We start from the raw sequence: 26,389 nt of genomic DNA on the forward strand, positions 1-26,389 counted from the left end.
GGCGAGGCGGCTCAGTGCGTCGGCTCGGGCCATACGAGGGTCGTCGACACGACAGGTCGCACCGTCGACTCGGGGCTGGAGCCCGCGATGGCCACCGTGTGCGTGCCCGGCGGCAGGTCGGCGAACGTCGCCACCCCGTGGCCCTGGCGCAGCGCCGGCTCCGCCGTGGCGAGCACCTTCCCCTTCGCGCTCCGCACCGTCACGGTCACGGCCTTGTGCGGCGGGTCGGCGCCCGGCTCGTCGGACTCGAGGTCGAAGGCCACCTTGAGCGGCTGGCCCGCCGTGACGAGGTCGGGCACGACGGCCCGCACGCTCGTGTCGGTGATCTCGCGCCGGCGGATGGGCACGGCCGTGAGGATCTCCTGCACCTGGTCGAGCACGAACTGGTTGCACTGGAGGTTGGTGTGCTGCTCCGGCACGCGCACGGCGAGGTTCGTGTCGAGCGCCTCGCCGAGGCCCACCGCGCCGGTCAGCGAGACCGTGCCGTCGCCGTAGTCGTTGTCTGAGCCGAAGGTCTGCGACGTGATCGCGTGCCCGTCCTGGAAGGTCACCGTCGTCTGGCTCGGCTGCCGGATGCCGACGACCATGTGCGTCATGGTGTGGCTCGCCGGGCGCGCTGCCTCGGCGGCCTGGAGGTCGGTGTGGAAGGCCATCGCGTCGGCGACCATCGCGGTGCTGACGTTGGGCACCGGCACCTCGGTCGTCTTGGCCCACCCGCCCGCGTTGCTGATGCACGCATACTCCGGGAGCAGCTGGAAGAGCGAGGGCATGCTCCGGGAGAAGTCCGTCAGGTCGACCGACAGCGGCCCGATCCCCTTCTTGACGCCGTTGACGAGCTGCTCGAGCGCGTCGGTCGCACCGCGCCACGGCGTGCCGAGCGTGATGAGCTTGCGGGTCACCTCGGCGCCGCCGCACTTCTCGATGTACCAGCGTGCGACGAGGCCACCCATGGAGTGGCCGATGAAGACGACCTTGGCGTCGGCATACGCCCCGCCCTGCGCCCGCAGCTGCTCCAGCGCGGGCTCCACGACGGTCCCGAGCCGCTCGCCGTTGTAGCGGTTCGACAGGCGCCAGTCGTAGGCGTACGCGATGAGCGACGCGGGCCTGCCGCTCCCGTCCCCGCCCCGCCGGTAGCCCTGCGTCTCCAGCGCGCTGACGAGGACGTCGTAGCCGCGGATCGGCGTCCAGATCCCGGGCAGGGCGTGGACGTCGGGCATCAGCGCGACCGGCTCGACGCCGTCGTCCGGATGCCCGTCGCCGATCCCCTCGGGCAGCGCCTTCTTGAGGATGGACTGGCCGCCGCGCAGCAGCTTCCACACCGCGCCGCCGCTCGGCGCCCAGATGAGGTTCTTGCCGGCCGGCGAGCCGTCGTCACCCCGGACCCCGAGGGTGCTGCCCGTGATGCCCGGCAGCACCACGACCAGGTCGTTGCTCGTCATGCGGACCCACCACCCATCGTGCGTCGGTGAACTCTCCCGACCAACGGTGGCACCAGGCGTGTCCGCTGATACCCGAAACGGCCCAGCCCACCGGGGACAACGGGTATGGATGCGGCACAGTGGATCCGGAACCCCCGGACGACAGAAAGGCCCCCCTCGTGGACATCACCGACGTCATCCTCCGACAGCACGACGAGCAGCGACGGATGTTCGCCATGCTCGAGGAGTGGCCGCGCGACGACCACGAGGGCCTCGCCGCGATCTGGAAGCGGCTCGAGATCCTCCTCGAGACGCACGCCGAGGCGGAGGAGAAGTACTTCTACCCCGAGCTGCTCCGCATCGGCACCGGTGGCGCGGACGCCGAGTCCGTCGACGAGGAGGTCGAGGACGCCGTCAAGGACCACAACGACATCCGCGAGTCGGTGCGCCAGGTCGGGCGCTGCCGCACCGGTTCGGACGAGTGGTGGACGGCCGTCGTCGACGCCAACGTCCACAACAGCGACCACATGGGCGAGGAGGAGCGCCAGGACCTCGCCGACTTCCGCCAGCGCGCGAGCCTCGAGCTGCGCCACGAGATCGCGATCCAGTTCCTGCGCTACGAGGCCGTGCGCGCCGCTGAGGGGATCACCCCGCACGACAAGGACCCCGAGGCCTACGTCGAGGAGAAGAAGACGGGCAAGGCCTCCGCCACGGCCGAGAAGGCTGCCAGCAAGGCGAAGAAGGCGGCGAAGACCGCGCCCGCGAGCTCCGCCCCGTCCAAGAAGGCGTCGCCCGACGCCTCAGAGGAGGAGTGACCCCGTAGGGAAGTGGGCACTCGACTGGAAGGTTGCGTCGAGTGCCCAGTTGCCCACGGGTCAGGGGAGGTGGGCGCTCGAGGCGAGTGCGCGGCATACGTGGTCGTATGCCGTGGGGCTGCCGGCGGCGACCAGGCCCGGGGGCGCGGTGTCGCGGGGTGAGTAGGCCACGCCCTCGGTCGTGCCGAGGAGGCCACCGGCCTCGGTGAGCAGCAGCGAGCCGGGCACGTGGTCCCACGGCGCGGCGGAGGCGTAGAGGATGTAGTCCGCCTCCCCCTCGACGAGCTTGGGGTAGTCGATGCCGCACGACACCCACGTCAGCGTCATCGGCTCGAGACCGGCGAGCGACCGTCCGATCCAGGCGCGGCGGGAGGTCCGGCCCCGCAGGCCCGGGTCGGCGGGCTCCGGGATCGTCAGGCGCTGCGCCCCGTCGGCGTCGTGGCGCCACGTGCCGGCGCCCCGCTCGGCGACGTAGCCGAGCCCGTGCTGGGGCTGCCAGATCCACGCGCGGACGGCCTCGCCGGCGACGGTCTCGCTCACCATGACGGCGTGGTCCTTCGAGCCGTGGACGAAGTTCTTCGTGCCGTCGACGGGGTCGACGGTGAAGGCGTGGTCGGCGACGGCATACCGCTCCATCAGCGCCGGGTCGCCGGCGAAGGTCTCCTCGCCGAGCACGACCGCGTCGGGGTAGGCGTCGGTGAGGGCCGCGGTGATGAGCACCTCCGCCTCACGGTCGGCATCGGTGACGAGGTCACCGGGCCGCTTCTCGTGGATCTCGCCGTCGGCGAGCGCCCGGAACCGGGGGTTGATGACCTGCTCGGCAACGTCCATGAGCAGGCCCAGCACCTCGTCGGTCTCCACCCCACCAACCTAGCGAGCCCCGCTCGAGGGAGCAGACGCAGGTCGTCCGGCGCGCGGACGCATCTCGCTTGTTCGCGCTGAGCACCGAACGGGTAGGTACGGCTCGGTACGCAGCCTGTGGAGGGGAAGCGGGCCACTGGACCGGGAGTCGTCTTTGCCGACTCCCGGTCCGCCTTCTTCCCCGGGACCCGCGACGGTCAAACCTCGGTGACGAGGGCGTAGGCCGGATGGCAGGCTGACGCCGTGACCGACACCTCCCCGCCGCCCGCCGTGATCCCGACCGTGGCCCCCGTGGTCCCGCTGACCGACGGGGTCGTGACCCTGCGAGCGCACTCGCGGGACGACGCCGACGCGATCGTCGAGCAGAGCACCGATCCCGCGAGCCTGCGCTGGACGACGGTCCCGCGGCCCTACTCGCGCGATGACGCCCTGGGCTGGGTCGAGCACAACCTCAGAGCGTGGGGCGAGCCCGGCGGCACGCGCTCGTGGGCCATCGAGTGGACGGACGAGACGGGCGCCCCGCGCTACGGCGGCACCATCGACCTGCGTCCGGGGGCGGCACCCTCCGCCGGCGAGCTGGGTTTCGGCCTGCACCCGGACGCCCGCGGGCGGGGGCTCATGTCGCGTGCGGTGCGGCTCGTCGTCGCGCACGCCTTCGCCACGCCGGTCTGGGGCGCGCCGGTCACCCGCGTGCACTGGCGCGCCGTCGTGGGCAACTGGGGCTCGCGCCGGGCGGCGTGGGCGGCGGGCTTCACCTTCCACGGCACGATCCCCGGTAGCCACCCCGACCCGGACGGCGGGGCCGAGGCGCTCGACACGTGGACCGCCAGCATCACCCCGGGCGACCCGCTCTCGGCACGGACGCCGTGGTTCGCCGCGCCCGTGGTCGAGGGGGAGCGGGTCCGCCTGCGTCCGTGGCGCCCCGCCGACGTCGACGCCATCGAGCCACGTGACGACCCGGAGCACTGGATGCCGCCCCGGTCGATCCTGCGACCGGAGACCTTCGCGGCCTGGTTGCTCACGCGGCAGGAACGGATGTCCGAGGGGACGGCCGTCGACTGGTGCGTCGCCGACCTCGAGACGGACCGCGCCCTCGGCAGCGTGACCCTCTTCAGTCGCGGCGGCCCGATCGGCGACGCGGCCGAGCTGGGCTACCAGTTCTTCCCGAGCGCCCGCGGCCGGGGCGCCGCCAAGGAGGCGGCCCGGCTCGCCGTCGCGCACGCGCTGGCCCCCGCCGGCGAGGGCGGCCTCGGGGTGCGCCGGCTCGTCGCCGAGACCGCGGCCGACAACGCGGCGAGCAACGCCGTGCTGCGCTCCGTCGGCTTCGTCGAGTTCGGTCGCGAGCACGCCGTCGACCGCGTCGCCGGAGGCGGCTGGGGTGACGGGCTCTACTGGGAGCTCCTGCCGGCCCGCGCGACGCACGACGCGGGCTCACCCGGCTGACGCGGGTCGGAACGGGGCGAGCCACGTGCTGGACGGGGCCGCCCCTGCCCGAGCCCGTGCGGGTATGCCACGGTGGACCATGCGCCGCCTGCCACCCGCCGGGCGGCGCGGCCGACGGAAGGACACGCGATGAGACTCGGTCACGAGCAGGAGCTCGACGCACCGCAGGCCGTGGTCTGGACGAACTTCATGGACCTGCGTCGGATCGGCCGGTGCTTCCCCGGCGCCAAGGTGACCAAGGTCGACGGCGACGACTTCGTCGGCGAGATCAAGGCGAAGCTCGGTCCGCTGTCGATGTACTTCGACGGCACCGGCTCGATGGTCGAGCGCGACGAGGACGGCGGCCGCGCGCGCCTCACGGCGACCGGCCAGGAGCGGCACGGCCTCGGCAAGGCGACCATCGACATCACGCTGAGGCTGCACCCGATCGACAAGGGCGAGCGCACCCGCGCGCACCTTGTCACCGACCTCGACTTCCTCGGCTTCCCGATGGACTTCGGCACCGGTCTCGTCCAGCGCGCCTCCGACCCGCTCATCGAGCGGTTCCTCACGTGCATGGCCGTGTCCGGGCCGGTGGCGGACGCCGAGGCGGACGACGACGGTTCGCTCGACCTCGTCCGCTCCGCGACCGACCTTCTCGGCTCCTTCCGGCGCGACCGGCGCGAGCGCAAACGCCGATGAGGGTCGCCGTCGTCGGTGCGAGCGGCTACGTCGGGTCGCGGCTCGTGCCGGAGCTGCTGCGACGCGGCCACGACGTCGTGGCCACACACCACCGCAGCCCGTCGACGGCATACCCCTGGTCGGGTGACGTCGAGTGGCGGCGGGTCGACGTGCAGGACGAGGACCGTGTCGTCGAGGCGCTGCGCGGGGTCGACGCGATCTGCTACCTCGTGCACGGGCTCGACGACCCGGACTTCATGCGGCTGGACCGCCAGGCAGCCGACAACGTCGCGTATGCCGCGGGCGTCGTGGGTGCCTCGCGGCTCGTCTACTTCTCGGGGATCGTGCCCGACCTGCCCGACGACGAGCTCTCGGACCACCTGCTCTCGCGGCTCGAGGTCGAGGAGATCCTCGCGACGGCGGACTGCTCGGTGCTGACGCTGCGCGCCTCGATGGTCGTCGGCGCGGGGTCCACGAGCTTCGAGGTGATGCGCCAGATGTCGCACCGGCTCGGCGTCGTGCAGACCGTCCCGGCGTGGATGGGCGGCTCGGTGATCCAGCCGGTCGCCGTCGCGGACGCCGTGTGGTTCCTCGCCGAGGCGCTCGAGCGGCCCGACGTGACCGGGCACCTCGACGTCGTGGGCCCCGACCGGCTCAGCTACGTCGCGCTGCTGAGGACGTATGCCACCCGTGCCCGGCTGCTGCGCGTGCAGGTCCCCGTGTGGCTGGCCCCCGTCGAGACGGTCGCGCGCGTCGCCGGTGCCCTCGTCGACGTGCCGAGCGGCACGGTGCAGTCGCTCATCCCGAGTCTCGGTCACGACATGGTCGGCCATCGCGATGCCGCCGACGTGATCGGCGAGCCCCCCGGCGGACGGCTCAGCGTCACGGACGCGGTGACCCGGTCGCTCGCCACACCCCGGGCCGGCGACGGCACGCCGGACGGCGCCGCGGTCGACGGTGACCCGCAGGCGCCGTCGGTGGGCGACCCGGGATGGTCGAGGCACCGGTCGGTCCTGGCGTGGCTGTGGTCCGCCGCCCGCGGCCGGTAGGCCTGCTGCCCGAGGGACTCGATGGCGGACCTGCTCACCTGGCGATGTAGCCGCCGTCGATGTAGAGCTCGAGCCCGGTGACGAAGGCCGCGTCGTCGCTGACGAGGTAGGCGACGCCGGCCGCGATCTCCTCGGGCCGTCCCAGGCGCCCCATCGGGGTCAGGTCGATCATCGTCTGCTCGAAGGCGGTGCCGCGCGCGGCGTCGAGGATCGGGGTGTCGATGAAGCCCGGGTGGATCGAGTTGACCCGCACGCCCTCGGTGGCCCAGTGGAGAGCGACATTCTTCGTCAGGGTCCGGACCGCGCCCTTGGCCGCGTGGTAGGCGGGCGAGGTGCCGAAGCCGCCGCTCGTGCCGAAGATCGAGCTGATGTTGACGACCGCGCCGTGACCCGAGGCCTTGAGGTGGGCTGCCGCCGTCTTCATGCCGAGGAAGACCCCCGTCTGGTCGATGGAGATGGTGCGCTCCCAGTCGGCGAGGCTCGTGTCCTCGATGGTCGCGAGGTCACCCATGCCGGCGTTGTTGACGAGGATCCCGAGAGAGCCGAACTCCTCGACCGCCTTGGCCACAGCAGCCTCCCAGTCGGACTCGCTCGCGACGTCGTGCCTGAGGAAGTCGACCTTCGCGCCGGTGCCCCGCAGCTCCTCGGTCGTCGTGGCGCCCAGGGACTCGTTGACGTCGGTCAGTAGCACGGCCGCGCCCTCCTCGGCGAGGCGTCGAGCAGTCGCCTTGCCGATGCCACTCGCTGCGCCCGTCACGAGCGCCACCCGCCCTTCGAGCCGCTCCATGGTGATCACTCCAGTTCAGTTGTGCGACAGGCCTTTCCCGCGCACTTTCAGTCTCTGCCTGTCGGCGCGACATCGCAGTTCATCCGCTCCCGGACATCTCGGGCATCCCGCCGATTCCCGCGCCGACTCAGGGTCGGTCGGGGTCGAATTGGGGGTGGATCCCGGTTGCGGCGAGCGACCCGGGGGTATGACTGTGGAAGCAGTGAGCCCGACGTGGGTCGGGCCAGTGCGAGACGAGGAGACACCGTGTCATTCGGTGAGCAGCTGAAGCACAAGGCGGACGAGGTCCACCTGCAGGACAAGGCCAAGGACTTGGGCGACGCGGTCGTCGAGGTGGTCAAGGCCGCGGTCTCGGCCGTCGCCGGCTACGCCCAGCAGAACCGGGACAAGGTCGAGGGCGCGCTCGACAAGGCCGAGGCCAAGATCGACGAGAAGACGGGCGGCAAGCACGCCGACACCGTGACCAAGGTTCGTGCCTCGGTCGACAAGGGCATCGACAAGCTCGTCGAGCAGCACGACAGGACGGCACCTCCCACACCGGCCGCCTCTGCCGTGCCCGACGACAAGCACAGTGCCTTCGACGAGGACACCCCCGCCGGCAACCCCACCTGAGCCGGCACCCGCAAGGGCCGTATGCCGCCGGGCCCCTCCCCCTCGGCGGCATACGGCTCTTGTACGTCCGTTGTCGATCGAACCAGGCCGCACCGCACCCTCAGCGGTCGTCGACCGTGATGTCGCCCGAACCGCTCCTGATCCGCAGCCGCGAGGTGCTGGCCGGGTCGTCCGTGACGCGGACCCTCGTGTCGCCGGACCCCGTCGCGGAGTCGACGGCGTAGTGGGTGTTCGGCGGCAGGCGGACCGACACGTCCCCGGAGCCCGTCTTGACCCCGACCGTGGGGGGCGCCGTCGCGAGCTCGAGATCGACGTCACCACTGCCGTCCTCGGCCGTGACCTGGTCGGCCGCGAGGTTGGTCGTCCTGATGTCGCCGGAGCCCGCCTTGAGCGCGACGCCGCCCAAGGAGCCCCCGACGGCGATGTCGCCTGACCCGGTGACGACGCTGACGTCGGTCGCGTCCGGGACGGTGATGACGTAGTCGACCGAGCACCCGCCGAACGAGCCGGTGCAGTTCGCGTCGATCGCGAGGGTCGACCCGTTCAAGGACTCGCGCGGGGTCGGCTCTCCCGATCCCGGACCCCACGACAGGTGCCGGCTGACGTGGACCGTGCCGGCCGCGCCGCCGCCCCGGACCTGCACGTCGCTCGCGCCGCCCTGGATCGTCAGCGCGCCGATGGGCCGGGCGTAGGTCTGCTGCTGGTCGGCGCTGTGCCAGAGGCCCCCGGTCGCGGCGCCCCACGTCGCGACGCCGGCGATGCCCGCGAGCACCAAGGTCGCGCCGAGCCCGGCGACGAGCCACCACGGTCGCGACGACGCAGCTGCCGGGGCGGACGGAGCGGACGGACCGGACGGCACGTCGGCAGGCCCCTCGGGTTGCCGGGGCGTCAGCGTCGGGCGGAGCCAGGAGTCGCCGTACGGCCCTGCGCCCGGCAGCGAGTCGCCGTGGACCCGGTCGTCCGGGACCGGTGCGGGCGGGTCGACGGGTTCGTGCATGGTCATGTCGGTCCCCTATTCCGAGAGGTACTGCAGGACGGCGAGGACGCGGCGGTGGTCGCCCGCGGTCGTCGGCATGTCGAGCTTGGTGAAGATGGCCGTGACGTGCTTGGCGACGGCGCTCTCGCTGACGTGCAGCGCCCGGGCGATGCCGGTGTTGGAGCGGCCCTCGGCCATGAGCGCGAGGGTCTCGCGCTCGCGGTCGGTGAGCCGGTGGAGCGGGCTCTTGTCCCGCCGGAGCAGCAGCTGCGCGACGACCTCGGGGTCGAGCGCGGTCCCGCCGTCGGCGACCCGGCGGAGCGATTCGACGAAGTCGTCGACGTCGGCGACGCGGTCCTTGAGGAGGTAGCCGACGGCGGAGGTCGTGCCGGCGAGGAGGTCTGCGGCATACCGCTCCTCGACGTACTGGCTGAGGATGAGCAGCGCGACGCCTGGCCACTGGGCGCGGATGACGAGCGCGGCCCGCAGGCCCTCGTCGGTGTGGGTCGGCGGCATACGCACGTCGAGCAGCGCGAGGTCGGGTCGCTGCCGCTCGACGGCGACGAGGGCGGCCTCGGCGTCGCCGACGGCCTCGACCACCTCGATGCCGTTGGCCGCAAGGAGACGGATCAGACCGTCGCGCAGCAGGATCGAGTCCTCGGCGATCACGACGCGCACGGCATCTCCGCCCTCAGCACGGTGGGACCGCCGACCGGGCTGGTCACGGTGAGGGTGCCGTCGACGGAGGCCACCCGGTTGGTCAGGCCGGTGAGGCCGGAACCTGAACCGGTCGCAGCGCCGCCATGCCCGTTGTCGCTCACCTCGACGACGAGGCTTCGGGCGTCCGAGGTGACCCGGACCGTCGCCGACGTGGCTCCCGAGTGCCGGGCGATGTTGGTCAGGGCCTCCGACACGACGAAGTAGGCCACGGCCTCGAGGGTGCGCGGGGGACGGTGGGCGAGCAGCACGTGCAGGCTCGTCGGCACCGGTGAGCGGGCGACGATGCCCGACAGCGCGGCATCCAGCCCACGCTCGTCGAGGACGGCGGGGTGCAGTCCACGGACGAAGCCGCGCAGCTCCGCCAGAGCCTGCTTGGCCTCGTCGTGGGCGTCCTCGATGGCCCTGCGCGTCGCCGGCGGGGCGTCGGTGGTGAGCGCGGACCGGGCCATCCCGAGGTTGAGCGCGAGGGAGGTGAGACGCTGCTGCGCGCCGTCGTGGAGGTCCCGCTCGATGCGGCGGCGCTCCGCGTCGGCGGCGTCGATGACGCCCGCGCGGGTCTGCTCGAGGGCGGTGACGCGGGGCGAGAGCTGCTCGCCCCGGGTCTCGCCGAGCATCGGGCGCAGGATCGCGAGGTCGAGCGCGGCGAGCCCACGGGCCAGCCGTGGGGCGATGACGAGACAGCCGAACCCGACTGCCGTCTGCGCCCAGATGCGGCCGACGCCCTGGAGCACCCCACCGGAGAGGGCCGCCACCTCCGGGCTGATCCGCGACCACAGCGGCGAGGTCACGAGCACGAGGCCCCCTCCCCAGCAGAAAGCGAGGAGGGCGGCCGAGGCCGAGAGCACGACCGGCGCCACGAGGGCGTGGTAGGCCAGCTGCCGCCACGTCGTCGCCCGACCCAGCCGCGCCAGCCAGCCGCGCCAGCCCGGTGCGGCCGGGCCGGCCGGGGCGGCGACGGCGACATCCAGGAGGGCGGCTGCCCGCGCCCGGTGCCAGCGGCTCAGGCCCTCGGACACGACGAGGAGCAGTCCGACGAGCGCGACCCCGACGACGAGCACGGCCAGTCCCGTCGCGAGCCCGGCGAGGGCCCACACGAACGGGGCGGCCACCGCCGCGACGACCCCACCCAGGACGACGTATGCCGTGTGGCGGGGTGCGAGGCGACGCTCGAGGCGCCTGCGGTTGGGGGTCACGCGACCACGGTAGGACTCAGGGGGCGGGTCGGACCATGACGTTTGTGACCGATCCGGGGTGGAGAAAAGTTCAGGGCGCCGCCGGCTCCAAAGGGCTGCTGGCGGCATCGCGGTCGTCCATGCTGGGGTGGAGACCCGGTCCGGCTGTCGACCGCCCACTCCCTCGGAGGCCACCATGACCCAGCAGCCCGAAGAGCCGACCACGCCCACCCAGCCGCCACCCCGCGAGATCCCGCCCGGCTGGTATCCGGACCCCGAGGGCAAGCCGCAGTCGCGCTACTGGGACGGCGACTCGTGGACCGACCAGGTGGGCCCGCAGCTCCAGCCGGCCCAGCCCCTCCAGCCCGTGCAGGCCGCGCCATCGCTGGCCGCCGCCTTCGTGCCGGTGGCCCTGGACACGGGGGGCCGGTGAGCGACCGGTCCAGGCTGGCGGCGGCGCTGCTCTGCTTCTTCGTCGGGGTCTTGGGCGTGCACCGCTTCTACGTCGGCAAGATCGGCACCGGCATCCTCCAGCTCGTGACCTTCGGTGGCCTCGGCATCTGGGCCCTCATCGACCTCATCCTCATCCTCGTGGGCACCTTCCGCGACAAGCAGGACCGGTTGCTCATCAACTGGTGACGCGGATTTGCCCGCGTAGGAACGGGTTTGCTCTAGGTAGTTGGACTCAGGCCGGCGACGAGGCGTATTTCTCGCGGCCCCGCTCCTTCTGAGGTCTCGACCGTCCTACCTCAAGGAGCAACCGCCATGTCCCAGCTCGTCATCGACCACCCGGCCACGACCGGCCTGCGCGAGTTCGCGACCCGAACCGCCACGGCCGCCGTCGACCGGCTCCAGGCGTTCCTCGTCGCCCACAGCCTGCAGGTCCTGCGGATCTGCCTCGGGCTGGTCTTCCTCGGCTTCGGCGTCATCAAGTTCGTGCCGGGTCTCAGCCCGGCCGAGGCCATCGCCTCGGCGACCATCGACCGGCTCACCTTCGGGCTCGTCTCCGGTCACGCGGCCGTGCTGCTGACGGCCGTCACCGAGACCGTCATCGGCCTGACGCTTGTCACCGGCAAGTTCCTGCGCGTCGGGATCGTCGTGCTCGGCGGCGCCCTCATCGGCATCATGTCGCCCCTCGCCCTCTTCACGGCCGAGCTCTTCCCGCACGGCCCGACCCTGATGGGGCAGTACGTCCTCAAGGACATCGTCCTGGCCGCGTCGGCCCTCGTCGTCGCCGCCTACGCCCTCGGCGCCCGGCTGCACCCCGGCTCGGACGACTGACGAAAGACCTTCCGGCGGGGGACCGCTGGGTGCACCCTGACAGGGACGGGGCACCCAGCGGTCGGCCGGTCACTCCACGTCCCGACCGAGACAGAGAAGGAGTCGGCTGATGTCCGCGCTGACCACGACGGCCGTTCTGCCCGCTGTGCCCGCTGTGCCCGCTCTGCCCGCACTGCCTGCACTGCCTGCACTTCCTGCCGTGTCAGGCTTGGACGCCGCGCCACGTCCGCACCTCGTCGACGCACCGTCGGACTACCGGCCCCACACCCGGGGCCGCCGTGGCGGCACGCACCGGTTCCCGGCCGCGACCTACCTGTGCCGCAGCGTCGCTCGCGAGGAGCGTGCCCTGGCCCAGGAGGCGCTGGCCGCGAGTGACCGGTCGGCCTCGCGCCGCATCGGCGGACTCGGCGGCGCCGTCGCGCTGCTCTTCGCCGCCATCCTTTTCCTGCTCGCGACCGGGCGTGGTGACACCCGGTCCGGTGTTGTCGCGCTCGTCACCCTGGGCGCCCTGACGGTCGCCGCCATCGTCGCGCTCGTCGTGCTCCTCCGCAGCCAGGAGCGCGAGCACGACATCCTCGCCGAACGGGTCCGCATGTACGACGCGCGGCTGCTCGAGCTGCGTCCGCGGCGCTGACCGGCCCCCGACATACTGGCGGCATGACCGAACACGTGACGATCACGACCGACGCCGGCGAGATGCCCGCGCACCTCTGGCTCCCCCCGACCGGCCACGGACCGGGCATCGTCGTGCTCCAGGAGATCTTCGGTGTCAGCGACTACATCCAGCGACGCGGCGCCCAGCTCGCCGAGCTCGGTTACGTCGTCGTCGCGCCGGAGATCTTCTGGCGCCTCGGGGTCGTCTCGCCGGTCGAGGGCGACGACGCGCTCCAGCAGGGCGTCGCGCTCGTGCAGCGCCTCGACTGGGACGCCGCCGTCCGCGACGCCGCCGCGAGCGTGAAGTGGCTCCGTGACCGTGACGAGGTCACGGCAGGGGTCGGCACCGTCGGCTTCTGCTTCGGCGGGGGCCTCGGCTTCGCCGTCGCGGCGCACCTCGAGTCGGGGGACGCCGGAGACACCACACCGCTCGACGCGCTCGTCAGCTACTACGGCTCCGCGCTGCCGGACCTGCACGAGACCCTGACCGTGACCGCCCCGAGCCTGCACCACTTCGGGCTGGCCGACTCCTTCATCGACACCGAGACGGTGCGGCGGATCGAGGCCTCTGTGACCCAGCAGCCCGCCACCGTCTTCGAGACGTATGCCGGCGCCGACCACGCCTTCGACAACGACGACATGCCCTGGCACGACCCGAGCTCCGCGACCCTCGCCTGGTCGAGCACCGTCGGCTTCCTCCGGGAGCGCCTGCCGGTCTCGTGAGCCGGTCCCGGTGCCCGCGACGCGCCCGGGCACCGGGTGGGCGCGGGGTGCATCGGGTATGGCCCACAGGGCTGCTCCTGCAGCGCCGATCAGTCACGAACGAGGAGTGCCCGTGGAGCTGCACCAGCTCGAGGCGGTGGCCCCCGGGCTCGCCGCACGGATCGCGGGTGCCGACCCGGGGCACGCCCGGGTCTTCGCCTTCCGCGTCGCCCGCCTCGCCTGCGCCGTGACGGGGGTCCACGACGCCACCGCCCTCGAGGTCGCCCGGGGTGGCCTGGAGCGCTATCCGGAGGTGGCCGAGCTCGTCCAGCTGTGGAATCTCGAGCGCGACCTCGACGCCGCCTGCGAGAGCCAGCTCGAGGGCGCCCCGGTCCCGCCCTCCCTCGATCAGCTGCAGCTGACCTCCGAGTGCGTCGAGGCCCGAGCCGTCGCGGCAGTCATCGCCGCCCTCACCCCTGACGCCCGCGAGGCGGCTCGAGGCGCGACCTACGAGGCCCTCGCGGCCGGGTGCGACGGCAGGGCGCTCGAGGCCCTCGCCGACGGGCTCTTCTGACTCAGACCGAGTCGCGCACACCCGGTTCGCGCACACCCGAGTTGAGCGCACCCGAGTTGAGCACACCCGAGTTGAGCGCACCCGAGTCAGGCGCATCGGAGTCGGTGTGCGGGTCAGGGCGACGTGCACGACGGCTGAGCCGGCGCGACCAGCGGTAGGCGGGCTCCCGCACGGCCACGACCCAGGCCGGCGCGGTGGTGCCCTCGAGCTCGTCGACGATCGGGTCGAACCGCATCGTGGCGTCGAAGCGCTCCTCCCGCAGCTGGAGCAGGCCCACGGCGTCCCAGGCACCGCGGTCGACGGCGATGGCCAGCTCGAACTCCTGCGGGACCGTCGCGTCGTCGACCGGACGCAGGAGCAGCGCGACCGAGTGGCCCCCCGCTCTCGTGGGCAGGAGCGTCGTCAGCGGACGATCGGCGGCCCGTCGCACCGGCCGCAGGACGTGCCGGCTGACGTGCCCGGTGCCCGTCGTCGCGAAGAGCAGGTCCGCCGGGCGACCCAGGGCGCCGGCCCCGGGCAGACGCAGGGCCAGACCGCCGATGTCCCACCACCCGTCGGGTGTGCCGACCGCTCGCGACACCCTGGCGGTGCACGGGTGGACGCCCCGCTCCCTGAGCAGCGGGACCCCGAGGTCGGGCTGCGGCACGTCGATGCGCAGCTGGGCGCCCCACGTGCGACCCGCCGCGTGGAGCGGCTTGCGTCCGGTCATCAGGGCGACGAGACCGAGTCCCGCCGCGAGCGCGACCCCGGCCACCCGTGCGGGCGGGGTGGGCATGCGCGGCGGCGCCGGACGCGGAGTGGAGGTGGCGGTCACCCCCTCCACCTACCCAGCGCGGGAGCGAAATGTCATGGCGGGCGGGAGGTCGGCGGGATCGGCCTTCGGCCAGGCGGACGGGTCGGGTCCGAGACCGTCCAGCTCGGCCACCTGCTCGCGGCACCACGTCGACACCGAGCGCCGCCCGGAGAGCACGTCCGCGGCGAACGCCTCCCACGCCACCCAGCGGACCTCCTCGACCTCGGCGGGGTCGGGAACGGGCTCAGGCGCCACCCCGGGGACCCGCCCGGCGAGGACGGGGCACAGCTCCCACTCGACGGTGCCGTCCATCTCGGCCCGGTAGGAGAAGCGCGGCAGCACGAGACGCAGGTCGCGCACGTCGAGACCCAGCTCGTCCCGGGCCCGTCGGAGCACCGCGTCCTCGACGGGCTCGCCCGGTGCCGGGTGCCCGCACGCCGAGTTGGTCCAGATGCCGGGGAACGTGGCCTTGGAGCGGGCGCGCCGCGTCACGAGCAGCGACCCGCGGTCGTCGAAGAGATAGACGGAGAAGGCGAGGTGGAGCGGGGTGTCGGCGTGGTGGACCGTCGCCTTGGGCGCGGTGCCGGTGGCGTGGCCGTCGGCAGACACGAGGACGACGAGCTCCTCGGGCCCGGTCGCCGTCATCGACCCGGCCTCGCGAGCTCGTTGACGGCGCTCCGGAAGACCGGCGGGAGCGTGGCGGCGGCCGGGACGAGCAGCCGACGGGTCCACGCCGGACGCGTGACCTGGACCAGCCCGTGGGTCAGCAGCGAGTAGCGCCGGGTGGCGGCACGCCACGACCGCTCGTAGGACTGCGGGTCGTCCGCGGCAATGGCCGCGACCGCCGCGCGAGCGTGGGCGAGACCGAGGGAGATGCCCTCCCCCGTCAGGGCGTCGACGTAGCCGCTCGCGTCACCGGCGAGCAGGACCCGTCCGGCGACGCGGTGCGTCGTCCGTTGCCGCAGCGGTCCCGCGCCGCGCACCGACGTGACTACCGGTGCCCCGTCCAGCCGCTCACGCAGCTGCGGGAACTCGGCCAGGCTCTCCGACAACGGGATCCGCCGCTTGCTCAGCACGGCGACGCCGACGAGGTCGTCGGTCACGGGCGTCACGTAGGCCTCCCCGTGGGCGGCCCAGTGCACCTCGACGTGGTCGCTCCACGGGCGTATGCCGTAGTGCTGGCGCAGTCCGTAGCGGCGCAGCGGACGGGTGTCGGCTGCATGGTCGCGGTCGAGCCCGAGCGACGTGCGCGTCGGCGAGTGGAGCCCGTCGGCGGCGACCACCCAGGGAGCGGTCAGGGTCGGGCCGGCGCCGGACGGTCCGACGGTGCGCACCGTCACGGCACCGTCATCCTGGGTCACCTCGGCCGCGCCGAACGGCACCACTTCTACTCTGGTGTCGGCCACGGCCCGGGTCAGGGCGTCGTGCAGGGTCGTGCGCCGGACACCGCGCCCCGGCCCCACGGTGAAGTCGGCCTCGACCTGGCGCCCCCGAGCGACGTAGCGGATGCCGCGCAGGTCGTGGCCGGGCGGGTCGACCCCGAGGTCGGTGAGCGCCACGAGCCCCCCGGGCATGAGCCCCTCGCCGCAGGCCTTGTCGATCGTCCCGATCCGCGGCTCGAGGACGACGGGTGACAGACCCGAGCGGACGGCATACAACACCGTGGCCAGCCCGACGGGCCCTCCGCCGATGACGACCACGTCGGCGCTCACCGAGCGGCCTTGGTGGGCGCGCCTGCGGGAGAGGCGATCTCGCGCAGCGCGGCGTTCTCGCACCGGATGCGCACGGTGAGCAGGGCCGCGTTGGCGACGGTGAACACCAGGGCCGTCATCCAGGCGCTGTGCACGAGCGGCAGGGCGAAGCCCTCGACGACGACGGCGACGTAGTTGGGGTGCGGGATCAGGCCGTAGGGGCCTCGGCGCACGAGCGGGAGGCCGGGGACGACGATGACGCGGGTGTTCCACTGGTTGCCGAGGGTGGTGATGCACCACCACCGCAGCGCCTGGCTCGCGACGACGAGCGCGAGCATGACCCAGCCGAGCGTCGGGACGAAGGGCCGGTCGGCGACCCAGACCTCTGCGACCGCGCCGACCAGCAGGCCGGTGTGGAGCGCGACCATGACGGGGTAGTGCGACTGGCCGCGCTCGATCCCGCCGCGCGAGAACGCCCACGCTGCATGGCGTTTCGAGACGACGAGCTCAGCAAGACGCTCGAGCCCGACGAGCACCACGAGCCCGGTGAAGAGCCACTGCGACATCATCGGCGCCTCAGTCGGCCGCGCGGAGCAGGACGAGCTCGAGGCAGAAGCCGGGGCCCATCGCCATGAGGACGCCCCACGTCCCGGGCTCGGGCGTGTGGTCGGCGAGCGTGTCGGCGAGGACGTGGAGCACCGAGGCCGAGCTGAGGTTGCCGATCCGGTCGAGGGAGCGCCACGTGACGCCGAGCGCCTCGCGGTCGACCTCGAGGGCCTCCTGCATGGCGTCGAGCACCTTCGGGCCGCCGGGGTGGGCGACCCACCAGCCGATGTCGGCGCGCGTCAGCCCCTGGTCGGCGAGGAAGCCGTCGACGTCGTCTCGGACGTTCGCGCGCACGAGGTCGGGCACCTCGGCGCCGAGGACGATGCGCAGTCCGGTGGCACCGACGTCCCAGCCCATGGCCCGCTCGGTCTCGGGGTAGAGGCGGCTGCGCGTGGCGACGACGCGCGGCTGGTCGGGCGCCAGGGCGGCGGCACGGTTCGCGCCGACCATGACGACGGCGGCCGCGCCGTCGCCGAAGAGACCGCTCGCGACGAGGTTGGCCACCGACCGGTCGTCGCGCTGGACGGTGAGGCTGCACAGCTCGACGGACAGCAGGACGGCGATGTCGTCGGGGTGGCCGAGGAGGTAGTCGTGGACCCGCGCGACCCCCGCGGCGCCGGCCACGCAACCGAGCCCGACGAGCGGGACGCGCTTGACGTCGTCGCGCAGCCCGATCTCGGCCGCCACGCGGGCCTCGATGGACGGGACGGCGAGACCCGTGATCGTCGTCGACATGATGAGATCGACGTCCCGCGGAGTGAGACCGGCTGCCGCGAGCACCTTGGTGACGGCGTGCGAGCCGAGCTCGGTCGCGACGCGGATGAACTCGTCGTTGGCCTCACCGAAACCCTCGAGCTCCCAGTAGCGCTCGAGCGGCAGTGCGAGATGCCGCTGGCTGACCCCCGCGTTGGCGTGGAACCGCTCGAGCAGGGCCCGGTCGGGCCCGACGGAGCCGAGCACGTCGGCGAAGGCCGCCGTCACGTCGGCCTGCGCGTAGCTGTGCTCGGGCAGGACGCCGCGGACGGCCGCTAGGTGGCTCACCGACCCAGCCTAAGCGGAGGCGGTCGCGCGGGTGTCGCTCATGCTCGGACCACGAGGGCGACGACGTTGGCGAGCGCGATCCCGACCGCCGCCACGAAGGGCAGGCGCCCCCGCGCGACGACGGCCACGACCGCGAGCACCGCGCAGACCGCGAGCAGCAGCACGCCCTCCGCGTCGATGCCGGGGCCGTAGGCCGCCACGGCCGTCCCGGCGAGCAGCACCCCGGGCGCCAGCCACCGGACGAGCGTGGCACCCAGCCGCTGCGGCAGGCCGCGGACCCCGGTGGCCTCGTCGTCGGCGAGGTCGGGCAGGGCGTTGAGCAGGTGCGCGCCGACCCCGAGGAGCGCGCCCGTCACCATGACCCACGCGGGCGGCCACACGGGGACGGGCAGCGCGAGCGTCACGACGGCCGGCAGCGACCCGAAGGCGACGGCATACGGCAGCGGGGAGAGCACCGACCGCTTGGTCCAGAGGTTGTGCACCCACCCCGACGTCACCCCGAGCAGGAGGTGGACGAGGCCGGACGCCCACCCGCATGCGAGGGACAGCACGACGCAGGCCGCGAGGGCGACCGCCGTGGCGGCACGGACGACGCGCTCGGAGACGTCACCGGCCGCGATCGGCTTGTCAGCGCGGCCGACCGCCCGGTCGCGGGCGGCGTCGATGAGGTCGTTGCTCCAGCCGATCGACAGCTGCCCGGCGAGGACGGCGGACGTCACGAGCAGGCCGCGCCCGAGGGTGTGGCCGGCGGAGCGGGCGAGCAGGGCGGTGAGCACCGTGACCGCGAGGGTGGGGCCCGGGTGGCAGGCCAGGGCCAGCCCCCGCATCGTCGCACCTCGGCTGACCGGCACGCGCCTGAGCCTACGGCGGCGAATCGCGCTTTCCTGCCAGCCCGGGCCGCCCGGGTCTAGCCTGAAAGGGCCGGTGTGAGGGGCCTGCGCCGGATTCGCGGAGACGATGCGGTCGGGGTTGCCGATGCGTGAGTACCCCTACGCGTTCCACGTCGCCCTCGACGGGAACGGTCTGAACGGGCTCGAGGGCCGGGCTGGCGTGTGCCTCTTCCGCTACGACCCCGGCACCGGCGACCACTCCTACAAGGTCAGCTACTTCACGGGCGCCTCGGGCGGCCACGCCCCGAGCGTCGACCCGAGCCGACGAATCGGCTTCCTGGGCAACACCGGTCAGCATCTCCTCTTCTACGACCTGGCCACCCTCGAGGAGGTCGACCGCGTCTCGACGCTGCGCTTCGAGGTGCCCGACACGACGATCAAGGGCAGCACGCACCTCGTCTGGCTCGACGACACGCAGTTCGTCACGGCCATCGGCGAGCACCTGTGGAGGTTCGACGTCAACCGCCTCACCAAGGCGGAGGTCGTCGCTCCCCACGGGCTCAAGGTGCCGCACGCGATGAAGCAGACCGCGTCGGGCCGCTACATCGTCTACGGCGGCATGGACCACCCCGTTCGTGGGGAGGCCCGCGAGGTCGGCATCCTCGACACCCTGTCGGGTGAGGTCCGCACCGTGCTGCTGCCGACGACCTGCTGGCACGTCGTGTGCCACCCCGTGCTCGACGTCTTCTACGCGATCTCCTTCCGGGTGCACCCGGCCGACCGGACCGACTACGAGCACTGGGGCATGGCGTGGCTGCGGCAGTACGCCTTCGAGATCGACGCCGAGCACGGCCAGGTGCTGCGCCACTGGGTGGCCGACCGCGACGTGCCGGCCCACGTCAACTCCGACGTGACGATCTCCGACACCGAGCTCATCTTCTGCACCGGCGGCAGCCACACGGTCGTCCTCGTCGACCTCGAGACGATGACCCGGCACCGGATCGTCGACGAGCACCCGGGGAGCCTCGAGTCGTGGGCCTACCCGCGGCAGTCGCTGACGACGGTCGGCGAGAGCCTCATGCGGGCCAACGTGCTGAGCAACGCGAACCTCTTCGCCGAGTCGTTCCGGGTGAGCCGCGGGTCGCTCATCGACGGCATCTACGCCTGCCAGCTGTCGGCCGACCAGACCATGCTCTTCACGGCCAACCGCGGCCAGAACCACATCACCGTCTACGACTACCCGTCGCTGACCGTCCGCGACCGCGTCGTCATGCCGGAGCTCGGCGAGATCGACGGGAGCCTCTCGGACTGGGCCGACCCGCGCCTCGGCTTCCACCACTCCTACCTCGTCAGCCCCGACCCCGACCCCGAGCCCCACCCACCGTCTGGAGAGCACTGATGGCCGACTACAGCATCAACACGAACCTCAGCGGCGCGGTCAACGGCGACGTGACGGCGGACGTGACGAGCACCCTGGCCGGGCTCGACGGCATGAACCTCACCCTGGCGGGCGGCACGACGACGACGCTGGCGGGTGAGAACACGGTCAACACCGACTCGAAGGTCGCCCTCGCCCCGGTCACGACGTCGTCGAAGGTCGACTCGACGTCGTCGGTCGAGACGACGTCCAAGGTCGACTCGGCCTCGGTCATCGACCTCCGGCCCGTGGCGCTCGACTCGTGCGTACGCCTCGAGCTGGCCCCGCCCCCGGCGACCGAGGTGTGCACGCCCTACGAGCAGCAGTGGAGCTGGTCGGTCCTCGGGCTCGAGCTCTTCGCCGTCACCGTGCGCGGCAGCACGTCGACCCACGTGCGACCGGCCCGCACCGACCCCGTCGTCATCGAGCTCTGAGGCCACCATGCCGACGCCACGACGCAAGGCCGCGACGAGCAGGCGGAACCAGCCGGCCGCCCCCGCCGAGGACGCCATCGTGCTCAGCGGCCCGCCCGACCGGCTCACCACCACGGTGACGGTCGAGAACACGTCGGGCGCCCGGCTCGTCGTCCGCCAACCCACGCTGCACCTCGACGGACTCTCGGTGACGGGGTCGGCGACGGCGATCATCGCGACCGGCGCCACGGCGTCCGTTCCCGTCACCGTGCCCCTCGCCGCGTCCACCCCGCCGGGTCGGCACGAGGCCGAGATGGAGCTCGGCGGAGTGCGCCGCCCTGTCGTCGTCACCGTCGTGGAGCACCTGTCGCTCGAGCTGAGCCCCAGCCGTGTCCTCGCGGCGCCGGGCGGTCAGGACGTGACCCTGGTCGTCAGCAACTCGGGCAACGTGCGTATGCCGCTTGCCTCGCGGGCGATGGCCCGCACCGACGACGGGGGACCGGACCCGGGCCCCGACGTCGCCCTCGTGCTCGACACACCTGCCGTCGTCGAGCCCGGACAGACCCTCACGCTCGAGGCCCGGCTCGAGGTCCCGGAAGAGCTCGAACCCGCCCGCCGGCACATCGCGACCATTCCTGTCGGCACCGCCGACCTGCAGGTCATCATCCTTCCCCGAGACGCAACGGAGACGACGTCATGAGCACGACCACCCCCGACCTGTTCACGTCGCTGCGCACCGGCTGGACCGATGCCGTGCAGCAGTGGATGGACTCCTCCCAGACCCTCTGGGACGACCTCGCCGCGTCCTTCACCACCGCCGGCACGCCGGGAGCCGGTATGCCGTGGGCAGGCACGCGGACGACGCGTCCCGCACGCGACCGGCACGACCGCCACCACCACCACGACCACGACCACCACGAGGGCGACCACCACTGCGACCACGAGGACCACCACCACCATGACCACCGTCATGACCACGGCTGCGGTTGCGGGGAGTCCTCCTGCGGCTGTCACGGTGCTTGCGACTGCTGCGAGCCCGACGCCGACGTCGTCGTGCGCACCCGCGTCGGCGAGCGCCGGATCCTTCCGCTCAACCTGCACAACCCGTGGCGGCGTGAGCGGGACGTCACCCTCGAGGTCGGGCCGTGGCACGTCTGCTGCGGAGACGGCGTCACCGTCGTCGCCGTGCTCGAGGAGGAGCAGCTGACCCTGCAGCCGTGCGAGGACCGGGTGGTGCGGCTCGTCGTCGGGGTCACCCCCACAGCCGACAACGGCACGGGCGACACGGGCGACACGGGCGACACGGGCGGCACCGGCGATGTGCCTGGCACCCAGGAGGGGCCGGGCCGGGTCCAGCTTCCCCATGACGTCGCAGCCTGCTCGAGCGCCTACGCCGACGTCCGGTTCGAGGGAGCCGCCCGGCCGCTCCGCGTCGCCGTCGTGGCGAGACCGGCCGGGTGCGACCCGGTCGAGGTCGGCTCCGACTGCGGCTGCTGCTCCTGAGGAGGCGAGAGATGGCGACGAACCCGAGGAACCAGGACGAGACCCTCGCCCGCATCACCGAGCTGGCCCGCGAGGCCATGGCAGCCCAGGCGAGCTTCGCGCGTCAGTCGATCGAGATCGGCCGCGCCACGCTGTCCTCCGACGTCGACGCGACGACCGCCGGGCGGGCGTGGTTCGACGCCGTCAGCCGTGAGGGCGCCCGCTACTGGAAGGAGGTCGGCGCGCTGGGCCTCGACGTCGCCGGGAGCCTCGTCGCCATCAGCAGCCGGAGCATGGCCCGAGTCATCAGTGACACCCGGGCGGCCTCACGCACGCACACCGGCCGACCGTCCTCCGGCACCTCCAGTGGCACCGCGACCGGCACCTCGGCCGGCGCGCCCACCGGCAGCGCGTCCGGTGCCGCCACCGAGGGCATCGTCCTCTCGGCGGCATCCAGCGACGAGCCCGCACCGGCCACCGGAGAGCCGGAGGTCCGCCGGGCCGCCGTCACGCTCCACGGCCGCCCGGGCGAGACGGCGACCGGCACGGTCACGCTGGCCAACTCCCATCCCAGGGCTCGCCGTGTGCTCCTGTCGGCAGGTCGGCTGCAGCCCGACACGGGGCGTCACGTCAGCCTCGAGCTGCAGCTCGACCCCGACGGGGTCACCATCCCCGCCGGTGCCGACCACGACGTGCAGCTCGAGGTGGACCTGGCGCCGGAGGTCGTGCGGACCGGCGAACGCTACGTCGGCATCATCGAGGTGACGGGCGGTGTCGAGGCGGTCCTGGACGTGGCGGTCGTCGTCGAGGAGTGACCGGCGCGGACGCAGTGTCGCCGTCCCCTCCGGACGGGTCCGGCACCGCTCTCGGCTGGAGCGGTCGGGCGGCCCGCACCTCGGGCCGCAGACGGAGCGACTCCCGCACGACGCGTGGGAGGTCCGGACTGACGGCCAGCCAGCCGAGGGAGGCCGCCACGGCCTCGCGGGCCGGGCGGGCGGCATACCCCATCGCGCGAGCGGGGTCCGAGGAGTACCAGTAGTGCCGACCCACCGTCGTCGCCTCCTCCCGGGTCGACAGCGGCGTCGTCGACGTGACGCCGGCCCAGGCCTCCGCGGCCGCCGAGGCGAGCCACGCGACGCCGGGCGACAGCTCGGCCACGGGCTGCGGGATGCCGGCGAGGTCGGCGACGAGGGCGTGCAGGGTGCGCCACGTGACGTTGTCGCCGCCGAGGAGGTAGCGCTCGCCGGGCTCGCCGTGCTCGAGGAGGGTGACGTGCCCGGCCCCGGCGTCGCGCGCGTCGACGACGTTGCAGCCGCCCGGGAAGGTGCTGCGGGTGGGGTCGAGCAGGTAGCGCAGCACGATGGCGTTGCTCGGGCCGAGCCGGTCGAAGGGTCCCCCGAGCACGACGGTCGGCAGGGCCAGCACGACGTCCAGCCCGGTGCGGGCGGCCACGTCGAGGGCCTCGCGCTCCTGGCGCACCTTGCTCGCGTAGTACGCCGGGACGGGCTCGCTGCCGAGGTGGTCGCGCTCGGTGCGCTCCACCGGCAGGAGGCTGGAGCCGCACGTCACGGACGAGCTCGTCACGACGGCTCGGGTGGCTCCGGCGTCCACCGCCGCCTCGAGGACGAGTCGCGTCCCGGTGACGTTGACGTCGGTGAGCTCCGTGACCGTCGAGGGGGCGTAGGAGTAGACCGCAGCGCAGTGGATCACGGCGTCGATGCCGCCCGCGCCGTCGAGGGCGCGGGCGAGAGACGTCGCGTCGGTCAGCTCCGCACCGGCCCGCCGGACCGCACCGAGCGACGCGAGCCGGTCGGGCAGGCTGCGCCCGAGCCGCGTCACGGCCGTCACCTCGTGCCCCGCGGCGAGCGCAGCAGCGGCGACGTGGTGGCCGACGAGACCGGTGGCGCCGGTGACGGCGACCCTCATCGCGAGGTCACCGCGCCCTCACCGGGGCCCCTTGACGTGACGGAAGCCGTGCACGTCGAGGGCTGGGTCGGGATCCGCATCGTGGCGGCCCGCCTCGTCCCCGGCGGGTCGGGAGGTCAGGCCGTCGACGAGCATCCGCACCGACTCGGTCAGCAGCGGCTCGGTCGGATCCGGCGGGGGACGCCCGATGCGGAACTCGCGTCCCTCGAAACGGGCCTCGAGGTTGTCGAAGGTGGACGTGAAGAAGCGCCGGTACGCCTCTTCGAGGAGCGGACCGTGCAGCTCGGGCAGTGACGTCAGGTCTGCCGCGTCGAGGACGGGCGGCAGGGTGAAGAGCTGGCGGCCGCGGATGGTCACCCGGGTGCCGGAGCCGCCACCCGGCCCCGCCACCCGCTCGAAGGTGAGGATGCCGTCGTCGTGGACCGCTGACCCGTTGGGGCTGTGGACGGTCCGCCAGAGCAGCCGGTGCCGGTCCGGTCCCCGCGCGACGAGCTCGATCTTGCAGACGTCGATGGGCTCCCCGCCCCAGGCGGCGACGTAGTTGGGTTGCGCGAGGTAGAGGTTGCGCTCGGCCTGCCGCTCTCGCGCCGGGTCCTCCCCCACGGCGACCCGCCGACCACCGACGTAGTCGGCCATGAGGCTGATGCCCTCCGCCACGTCGACCCGCTCGACCCAGGCGTCGAAGTCGGCCGCCACCACCCTGGTCACCTCGAACACCGTCGCGCCGTCGACGACGCACCAGCGCAGGTCCTCCTCGTCGGCGGGCTGCGGGAGGGCGTCGATGACCGCGTCGACCGCAGTCAGGAGTTGCGGCAGGTCGTCGTAGTCGGTGACGGGGTGGGCACCCGGGTCGAAGCCGAGCGGGACGACCCGGCGGTCGACCCGGCCCTTGTCCATCGTGGCCGCCCAGGCCTGGCCGCCCTCCGTGAGCGCGCCGGCGACACCGAGCAGGCCCACGAGGGCCGCCTGCCCGACCGCGTCGGTCGCCGCCCGCACCGCCTCGGTGACGACCGGCCGCACGGCGGCCAGGACCGTGTCGGCCGGGGCGGACCCCGCGTCCGGGCCGCCGGTCGCGGCGCTCAGGACCCGCGCGAGGCGAGGGTCCCGGACCGCACGACGAGCCGCCCGGGTGGCGAGCGGGTGCGCCCGATCGACAGTGGCGAACGGCTGGAGGTCACCCTCGACCCGCCCCTGCGGCGGCCCGAGCGCGTCGATGGACCGCTCCACGAGACGGGACGTCGAACGGTCGACGCCGAGCAAGGCCGCGAGGCTGGCATCGGCCAGCAGCGGGTCCGTGGTCACGACGACGGTGTCCGTCTGCCGTGCATCGAGGATGCGGTTGCCGTCCGCACCGCCGCTCGTCACCGTCGCGTCGACGACGGCCAGGTGCGGCGCGAGGTGCCTGAGCACGTCGACGGCGACGTCGGCCGGTTCGCAGCCGGCCACCTCGGGGACGACGCGCAGGAGCGTGTCGAGGCACCCGGCATACGCGTCGACGAGGTCCGTGACCGCGCGCCCGATGACGACGCGCGTGTCCGCATCCGACCACGTGCGTGCCACGACCTGCTCGGCCAGGGCGCCCGACGGGGGGACGGGCGCGGCGACGAGGTCGTCGGCGAGGTCGACGACGGCATACGCCCGGCCACGGTCCGTGTGCCCCGTCAGGCCGGCGGCGTGCGCGAGGGCACCGACCGATCGATGTCCCCGATCGCGCTCCCGGCTCGCCAGCATGGAGCCGACGGTGACCTCGCAGCCCGCGTCCGCGAGCGCGTCGACGACCGCGTGCACGACGACGGCGGACGCCGGCGTCGGCGGCGAGAGGCGGACGAGGACGACCGCCTTGCCGTATGCCGTGGGCACGAGTCGGCGCACCGCCTCGGCGAGCGCGGGGGAACCTCCCCGCACCACGATGCCGGCCGGGGGCCCGCCCGGGTTGGCGACGCCAGAGGGCCGCATACCTCCATGAAACCAGTGCGGACGACCGCCGGGGCCGGATCGTCAGGCGGTGGGGGTGATCCGCACGACGACGCGGTTGCTGTTGCCGCGTCGCACGACCCACTCGATGGCCATGAAGATGTGGAACTCGATGCCGTACTTGCGCGCGAGCCGGCGGTTGACCGCCTCGGACGCGGCGGAGTCGGTGATGATCTCGGCGCGGCCCTCGACGACCGGGGCGCCGGCGTCCACGTTGCCGCGACGGTCGCACGGCTGGACCGTGACGCGCGGGTCCTGGCGCAGCCGCTTGAGCTTGCCGGCGCCCTCGGGGGTGCTGACGATGGCGGCCCCGGCGTCGGGAAGCACCCACACAGGGGTCGCGACCGGCTCGCCGTTGCGGCGGTAGGTCGTCAGCAGCACGAAGCGTTCGCCGCCGAGATTGTGCAGTGTTGGTGCCTGGGTCATGGCGCAGACGTACCCACTGGGCGCGCAACGCCTGCTTCGTCTCACCCCGTGACTACGATCGGGCGG

At 73.2% G+C, this 26,389-nt stretch carries 31 protein-coding genes; 16 read left to right on the forward strand and 15 right to left on the reverse strand.

Going from position 1 to position 26,389, the window contains the following annotated elements; translation table 11 throughout:
* Positions 1 to 11: 11 nt before the first annotated feature.
* A complete protein-coding gene (locus AC1DIW_RS09125) occupies positions 12 to 1,439 on the reverse strand; it encodes an esterase/lipase family protein (RefSeq protein ID WP_478107581.1) in 1,428 nt (475 codons plus the stop codon).
* Positions 1,440 to 1,597: 158 nt separating this feature from the next.
* Here AC1DIW_RS09125 and AC1DIW_RS09130 point away from each other — a divergent pair, with 158 nt between their 5' ends.
* Positions 1,598 to 2,233 carry a hemerythrin domain-containing protein gene (locus AC1DIW_RS09130; RefSeq protein ID WP_478107583.1) on the forward strand — a complete coding sequence of 212 codons (636 nt, stop codon included), beginning with the start codon at positions 1,598 to 1,600 and terminating at the stop codon, positions 2,231 to 2,233.
* A gap of 60 nt (positions 2,234 to 2,293) precedes the next feature.
* On the opposite strand, the gene AC1DIW_RS09135 is transcribed toward AC1DIW_RS09130, so the two are convergent.
* Positions 2,294 to 3,094: an inositol monophosphatase family protein gene (locus tag AC1DIW_RS09135; RefSeq protein ID WP_478107585.1), complete on the reverse strand. Its 801-nt coding sequence runs from the start codon at positions 3,092 to 3,094 to the stop codon at positions 2,294 to 2,296.
* Positions 3,095 to 3,337: 243 nt separating this feature from the next.
* Between AC1DIW_RS09135 and AC1DIW_RS09140 the strand changes: the two genes are divergently transcribed.
* The 3 genes from AC1DIW_RS09140 to AC1DIW_RS09150 all read left to right on the forward strand — a co-directional run bounded on the left by AC1DIW_RS09140 (position 3,338) and on the right by AC1DIW_RS09150 (position 6,246).
* The gene (locus AC1DIW_RS09140) at positions 3,338 to 4,537 is read left to right on the forward strand and encodes a GNAT family N-acetyltransferase (protein WP_478107587.1); all 1,200 of its coding nucleotides are present in this window, start codon (positions 3,338 to 3,340) and stop codon (positions 4,535 to 4,537) included.
* 129 nt (positions 4,538 to 4,666) lie between these two features.
* Positions 4,667 to 5,218, forward strand: a complete 552-nt coding sequence (locus tag AC1DIW_RS09145; RefSeq protein ID WP_478107589.1) for an SRPBCC domain-containing protein — start codon at positions 4,667 to 4,669, stop codon at positions 5,216 to 5,218.
* Positions 5,215 to 6,246, forward strand: a complete 1,032-nt coding sequence (locus AC1DIW_RS09150; protein ID WP_478107591.1) for an NAD(P)H-binding protein — start codon at positions 5,215 to 5,217, stop codon at positions 6,244 to 6,246. The genes AC1DIW_RS09145 and AC1DIW_RS09150 overlap by 4 nt, the downstream gene beginning before the upstream one ends.
* A 34-nt stretch (positions 6,247 to 6,280) precedes the next feature.
* Here AC1DIW_RS09150 and AC1DIW_RS09155 read toward each other — a convergent pair whose 3' ends face one another.
* Entirely contained in the window at positions 6,281 to 7,033 is a 753-nt protein-coding gene (locus AC1DIW_RS09155) for an SDR family NAD(P)-dependent oxidoreductase (RefSeq protein ID WP_442277623.1), read from the reverse strand.
* A 246-nt stretch (positions 7,034 to 7,279) separates the two neighbouring features.
* On the opposite strand from AC1DIW_RS09155, the gene AC1DIW_RS09160 reads away from it, so the two are divergent.
* On the forward strand, positions 7,280 to 7,645 hold the full coding sequence (locus AC1DIW_RS09160; RefSeq protein WP_442277624.1) for an antitoxin: 366 nt from the start codon (positions 7,280 to 7,282) through the stop codon (positions 7,643 to 7,645).
* 100 nt (positions 7,646 to 7,745) lie between these two features.
* Here the strand turns inward: AC1DIW_RS09160 and AC1DIW_RS09165 are convergent, their stop codons facing one another.
* The 3 genes from AC1DIW_RS09165 to AC1DIW_RS09175 are packed head-to-tail and all read right to left on the reverse strand — an operon-like array spanning position 7,746 to position 10,534.
* Positions 7,746 to 8,648, reverse strand: a complete 903-nt coding sequence (locus AC1DIW_RS09165) for a DUF4097 family beta strand repeat-containing protein (protein WP_478107594.1) — start codon at positions 8,646 to 8,648, stop codon at positions 7,746 to 7,748.
* A 9-nt stretch (positions 8,649 to 8,657) separates the two neighbouring features.
* On the reverse strand, positions 8,658 to 9,299 hold the full coding sequence (locus tag AC1DIW_RS09170; protein ID WP_478107596.1) for a response regulator transcription factor: 642 nt from the start codon (positions 9,297 to 9,299) through the stop codon (positions 8,658 to 8,660).
* Positions 9,287 to 10,534: a sensor histidine kinase gene (locus AC1DIW_RS09175; protein WP_478107598.1), complete on the reverse strand. Its 1,248-nt coding sequence runs from the start codon at positions 10,532 to 10,534 to the stop codon at positions 9,287 to 9,289. The genes AC1DIW_RS09170 and AC1DIW_RS09175 overlap by 13 nt, the downstream gene beginning before the upstream one ends.
* Before the next feature lie 175 nt (positions 10,535 to 10,709).
* Here AC1DIW_RS09175 and AC1DIW_RS09180 point away from each other — a divergent pair, with 175 nt between their 5' ends.
* From AC1DIW_RS09180 to AC1DIW_RS09205, 6 genes are all read left to right on the forward strand, one after another.
* Complete coding sequence (locus tag AC1DIW_RS09180; RefSeq protein WP_478107600.1) at positions 10,710 to 10,946, forward strand: DUF2510 domain-containing protein; 237 nt, start codon at positions 10,710 to 10,712, stop codon at positions 10,944 to 10,946.
* Positions 10,943 to 11,152: a TM2 domain-containing protein gene (locus AC1DIW_RS09185; RefSeq protein ID WP_478107602.1), complete on the forward strand. Its 210-nt coding sequence runs from the start codon at positions 10,943 to 10,945 to the stop codon at positions 11,150 to 11,152. The genes AC1DIW_RS09180 and AC1DIW_RS09185 overlap by 4 nt, the downstream gene beginning before the upstream one ends.
* Before the next feature lie 126 nt (positions 11,153 to 11,278).
* Complete coding sequence (locus AC1DIW_RS09190) at positions 11,279 to 11,794, forward strand: DoxX family membrane protein (RefSeq protein WP_478107604.1); 516 nt, start codon at positions 11,279 to 11,281, stop codon at positions 11,792 to 11,794.
* A gap of 199 nt (positions 11,795 to 11,993) precedes the next feature.
* Positions 11,994 to 12,428: a hypothetical protein gene (locus tag AC1DIW_RS09195; protein ID WP_478107605.1), complete on the forward strand. Its 435-nt coding sequence runs from the start codon at positions 11,994 to 11,996 to the stop codon at positions 12,426 to 12,428.
* A gap of 23 nt (positions 12,429 to 12,451) precedes the next feature.
* Positions 12,452 to 13,171 (forward strand): dienelactone hydrolase family protein, encoded by a 720-nt coding sequence (locus AC1DIW_RS09200; RefSeq protein ID WP_478107607.1) that lies wholly within the window; start codon positions 12,452 to 12,454, stop codon positions 13,169 to 13,171.
* Positions 13,172 to 13,283: 112 nt separating this feature from the next.
* The gene (locus AC1DIW_RS09205; protein ID WP_442277632.1) at positions 13,284 to 13,724 is read left to right on the forward strand and encodes a hypothetical protein; all 441 of its coding nucleotides are present in this window, start codon (positions 13,284 to 13,286) and stop codon (positions 13,722 to 13,724) included.
* 1 nt (position 13,725) lies between these two features.
* On the opposite strand, the gene AC1DIW_RS09210 is transcribed toward AC1DIW_RS09205, so the two are convergent.
* From AC1DIW_RS09210 to AC1DIW_RS09235, 6 genes are read right to left on the reverse strand one after another with little or no spacing between them, the layout of a single operon-like run.
* The gene (locus tag AC1DIW_RS09210; protein WP_478107609.1) at positions 13,726 to 14,538 is read right to left on the reverse strand and encodes a phosphodiesterase; all 813 of its coding nucleotides are present in this window, start codon (positions 14,536 to 14,538) and stop codon (positions 13,726 to 13,728) included.
* A gap of 9 nt (positions 14,539 to 14,547) precedes the next feature.
* Positions 14,548 to 15,162, reverse strand: a complete 615-nt coding sequence (gene idi, locus AC1DIW_RS09215) for an isopentenyl-diphosphate Delta-isomerase (protein ID WP_478107611.1) — start codon at positions 15,160 to 15,162, stop codon at positions 14,548 to 14,550.
* Positions 15,159 to 16,229, reverse strand: coding sequence for an NAD(P)/FAD-dependent oxidoreductase (locus AC1DIW_RS09220; RefSeq protein WP_478107613.1), 1,071 nt, complete (start codon positions 16,227 to 16,229; stop codon positions 15,159 to 15,161). Before AC1DIW_RS09220 ends, idi begins: the two co-directional genes overlap by 4 nt.
* On the reverse strand, positions 16,226 to 16,777 hold the full coding sequence (locus AC1DIW_RS09225; RefSeq protein WP_478107615.1) for an isoprenylcysteine carboxyl methyltransferase family protein: 552 nt from the start codon (positions 16,775 to 16,777) through the stop codon (positions 16,226 to 16,228). The genes AC1DIW_RS09220 and AC1DIW_RS09225 overlap by 4 nt, the downstream gene beginning before the upstream one ends.
* Positions 16,778 to 16,784: 7 nt before the next feature.
* Entirely contained in the window at positions 16,785 to 17,855 is a 1,071-nt protein-coding gene (locus AC1DIW_RS09230) for a type III polyketide synthase (protein ID WP_478107616.1), read from the reverse strand.
* A 38-nt stretch (positions 17,856 to 17,893) separates the two neighbouring features.
* Positions 17,894 to 18,706, reverse strand: coding sequence for a UbiA family prenyltransferase (locus AC1DIW_RS09235; protein WP_478107618.1), 813 nt, complete (start codon positions 18,704 to 18,706; stop codon positions 17,894 to 17,896).
* A gap of 124 nt (positions 18,707 to 18,830) precedes the next feature.
* On the opposite strand from AC1DIW_RS09235, the gene AC1DIW_RS09240 reads away from it, so the two are divergent.
* Genes AC1DIW_RS09240 through AC1DIW_RS09260 form a run of 5 tightly spaced genes read left to right on the forward strand, consistent with a single transcriptional unit; the run spans position 18,831 to position 22,812 of the window.
* Positions 18,831 to 20,084, forward strand: a complete 1,254-nt coding sequence (locus tag AC1DIW_RS09240) for an NHL repeat-containing protein (RefSeq protein ID WP_478107619.1) — start codon at positions 18,831 to 18,833, stop codon at positions 20,082 to 20,084.
* Positions 20,084 to 20,536 carry a hypothetical protein gene (locus AC1DIW_RS09245; protein WP_478107621.1) on the forward strand — a complete coding sequence of 151 codons (453 nt, stop codon included), beginning with the start codon at positions 20,084 to 20,086 and terminating at the stop codon, positions 20,534 to 20,536. Before AC1DIW_RS09240 ends, AC1DIW_RS09245 begins: the two co-directional genes overlap by 1 nt.
* A gap of 7 nt (positions 20,537 to 20,543) precedes the next feature.
* Entirely contained in the window at positions 20,544 to 21,215 is a 672-nt protein-coding gene (locus tag AC1DIW_RS09250) for a hypothetical protein (RefSeq protein WP_478107623.1), read from the forward strand.
* Positions 21,212 to 22,018 (forward strand): hypothetical protein, encoded by an 807-nt coding sequence (locus tag AC1DIW_RS09255; RefSeq protein ID WP_478107625.1) that lies wholly within the window; start codon positions 21,212 to 21,214, stop codon positions 22,016 to 22,018. The genes AC1DIW_RS09250 and AC1DIW_RS09255 overlap by 4 nt, the downstream gene beginning before the upstream one ends.
* An 11-nt stretch (positions 22,019 to 22,029) precedes the next feature.
* Positions 22,030 to 22,812, forward strand: coding sequence for a hypothetical protein (locus tag AC1DIW_RS09260; RefSeq protein ID WP_478107627.1), 783 nt, complete (start codon positions 22,030 to 22,032; stop codon positions 22,810 to 22,812).
* On the opposite strand, the gene AC1DIW_RS09265 is transcribed toward AC1DIW_RS09260, so the two are convergent.
* From AC1DIW_RS09265 to AC1DIW_RS09275, 3 genes are read right to left on the reverse strand one after another with little or no spacing between them, the layout of a single operon-like run.
* Positions 22,751 to 23,923: an NAD-dependent epimerase/dehydratase family protein gene (locus tag AC1DIW_RS09265; RefSeq protein WP_478107629.1), complete on the reverse strand. Its 1,173-nt coding sequence runs from the start codon at positions 23,921 to 23,923 to the stop codon at positions 22,751 to 22,753. The two genes, AC1DIW_RS09260 and AC1DIW_RS09265, sit on opposite strands and share 62 nt — an antisense overlap.
* An 18-nt stretch (positions 23,924 to 23,941) precedes the next feature.
* Positions 23,942 to 25,879: a hypothetical protein gene (locus AC1DIW_RS09270; RefSeq protein ID WP_478107631.1), complete on the reverse strand. Its 1,938-nt coding sequence runs from the start codon at positions 25,877 to 25,879 to the stop codon at positions 23,942 to 23,944.
* A 42-nt stretch (positions 25,880 to 25,921) separates the two neighbouring features.
* Positions 25,922 to 26,323: a PPOX class F420-dependent oxidoreductase gene (locus tag AC1DIW_RS09275; RefSeq protein ID WP_442277646.1), complete on the reverse strand. Its 402-nt coding sequence runs from the start codon at positions 26,321 to 26,323 to the stop codon at positions 25,922 to 25,924.
* Positions 26,324 to 26,389: the final 66 nt, after the last annotated feature.

It is taken from the genome of Terrabacter sp. 01T434 (genome assembly GCF_056398545.1).

Coding starts and splice junctions, on each gene's coding strand:
- AC1DIW_RS09125 (WP_478107581.1), bottom strand. CDS start 1,439: ATGACGAGCAACGACCTGGTCGTGGTGCTGCCGGGCATCACGGGCAGC.
- AC1DIW_RS09145 (WP_478107589.1), top strand. CDS start 4,667: ATGAGACTCGGTCACGAGCAGGAGCTCGACGCACCGCAGGCCGTGGTC.
- AC1DIW_RS09150 (WP_478107591.1), top strand. CDS start 5,215: ATGAGGGTCGCCGTCGTCGGTGCGAGCGGCTACGTCGGGTCGCGGCTC.
- AC1DIW_RS09155 (WP_442277623.1), bottom strand. CDS start 7,033: ATGGAGCGGCTCGAAGGGCGGGTGGCGCTCGTGACGGGCGCAGCGAGT.
- AC1DIW_RS09165 (WP_478107594.1), bottom strand. CDS start 8,648: ATGACCATGCACGAACCCGTCGACCCGCCCGCACCGGTCCCGGACGAC.
- AC1DIW_RS09180 (WP_478107600.1), top strand. CDS start 10,710: ATGACCCAGCAGCCCGAAGAGCCGACCACGCCCACCCAGCCGCCACCC.
- AC1DIW_RS09190 (WP_478107604.1), top strand. CDS start 11,279: ATGTCCCAGCTCGTCATCGACCACCCGGCCACGACCGGCCTGCGCGAG.
- AC1DIW_RS09200 (WP_478107607.1), top strand. CDS start 12,452: ATGACCGAACACGTGACGATCACGACCGACGCCGGCGAGATGCCCGCG.
- idi (WP_478107611.1), bottom strand. CDS start 15,162: ATGACGGCGACCGGGCCCGAGGAGCTCGTCGTCCTCGTGTCTGCCGAC.
- AC1DIW_RS09225 (WP_478107615.1), bottom strand. CDS start 16,777: ATGATGTCGCAGTGGCTCTTCACCGGGCTCGTGGTGCTCGTCGGGCTC.
- AC1DIW_RS09240 (WP_478107619.1), top strand. CDS start 18,831: ATGCGTGAGTACCCCTACGCGTTCCACGTCGCCCTCGACGGGAACGGT.
- AC1DIW_RS09245 (WP_478107621.1), top strand. CDS start 20,084: ATGGCCGACTACAGCATCAACACGAACCTCAGCGGCGCGGTCAACGGC.
- AC1DIW_RS09250 (WP_478107623.1), top strand. CDS start 20,544: ATGCCGACGCCACGACGCAAGGCCGCGACGAGCAGGCGGAACCAGCCG.
- AC1DIW_RS09255 (WP_478107625.1), top strand. CDS start 21,212: ATGAGCACGACCACCCCCGACCTGTTCACGTCGCTGCGCACCGGCTGG.
- AC1DIW_RS09260 (WP_478107627.1), top strand. CDS start 22,030: ATGGCGACGAACCCGAGGAACCAGGACGAGACCCTCGCCCGCATCACC.
- AC1DIW_RS09265 (WP_478107629.1), bottom strand. CDS start 23,923: ATGAGGGTCGCCGTCACCGGCGCCACCGGTCTCGTCGGCCACCACGTC.
- AC1DIW_RS09270 (WP_478107631.1), bottom strand. CDS start 25,879: ATGCGGCCCTCTGGCGTCGCCAACCCGGGCGGGCCCCCGGCCGGCATC.
- AC1DIW_RS09275 (WP_442277646.1), bottom strand. CDS start 26,323: ATGACCCAGGCACCAACACTGCACAATCTCGGCGGCGAACGCTTCGTG.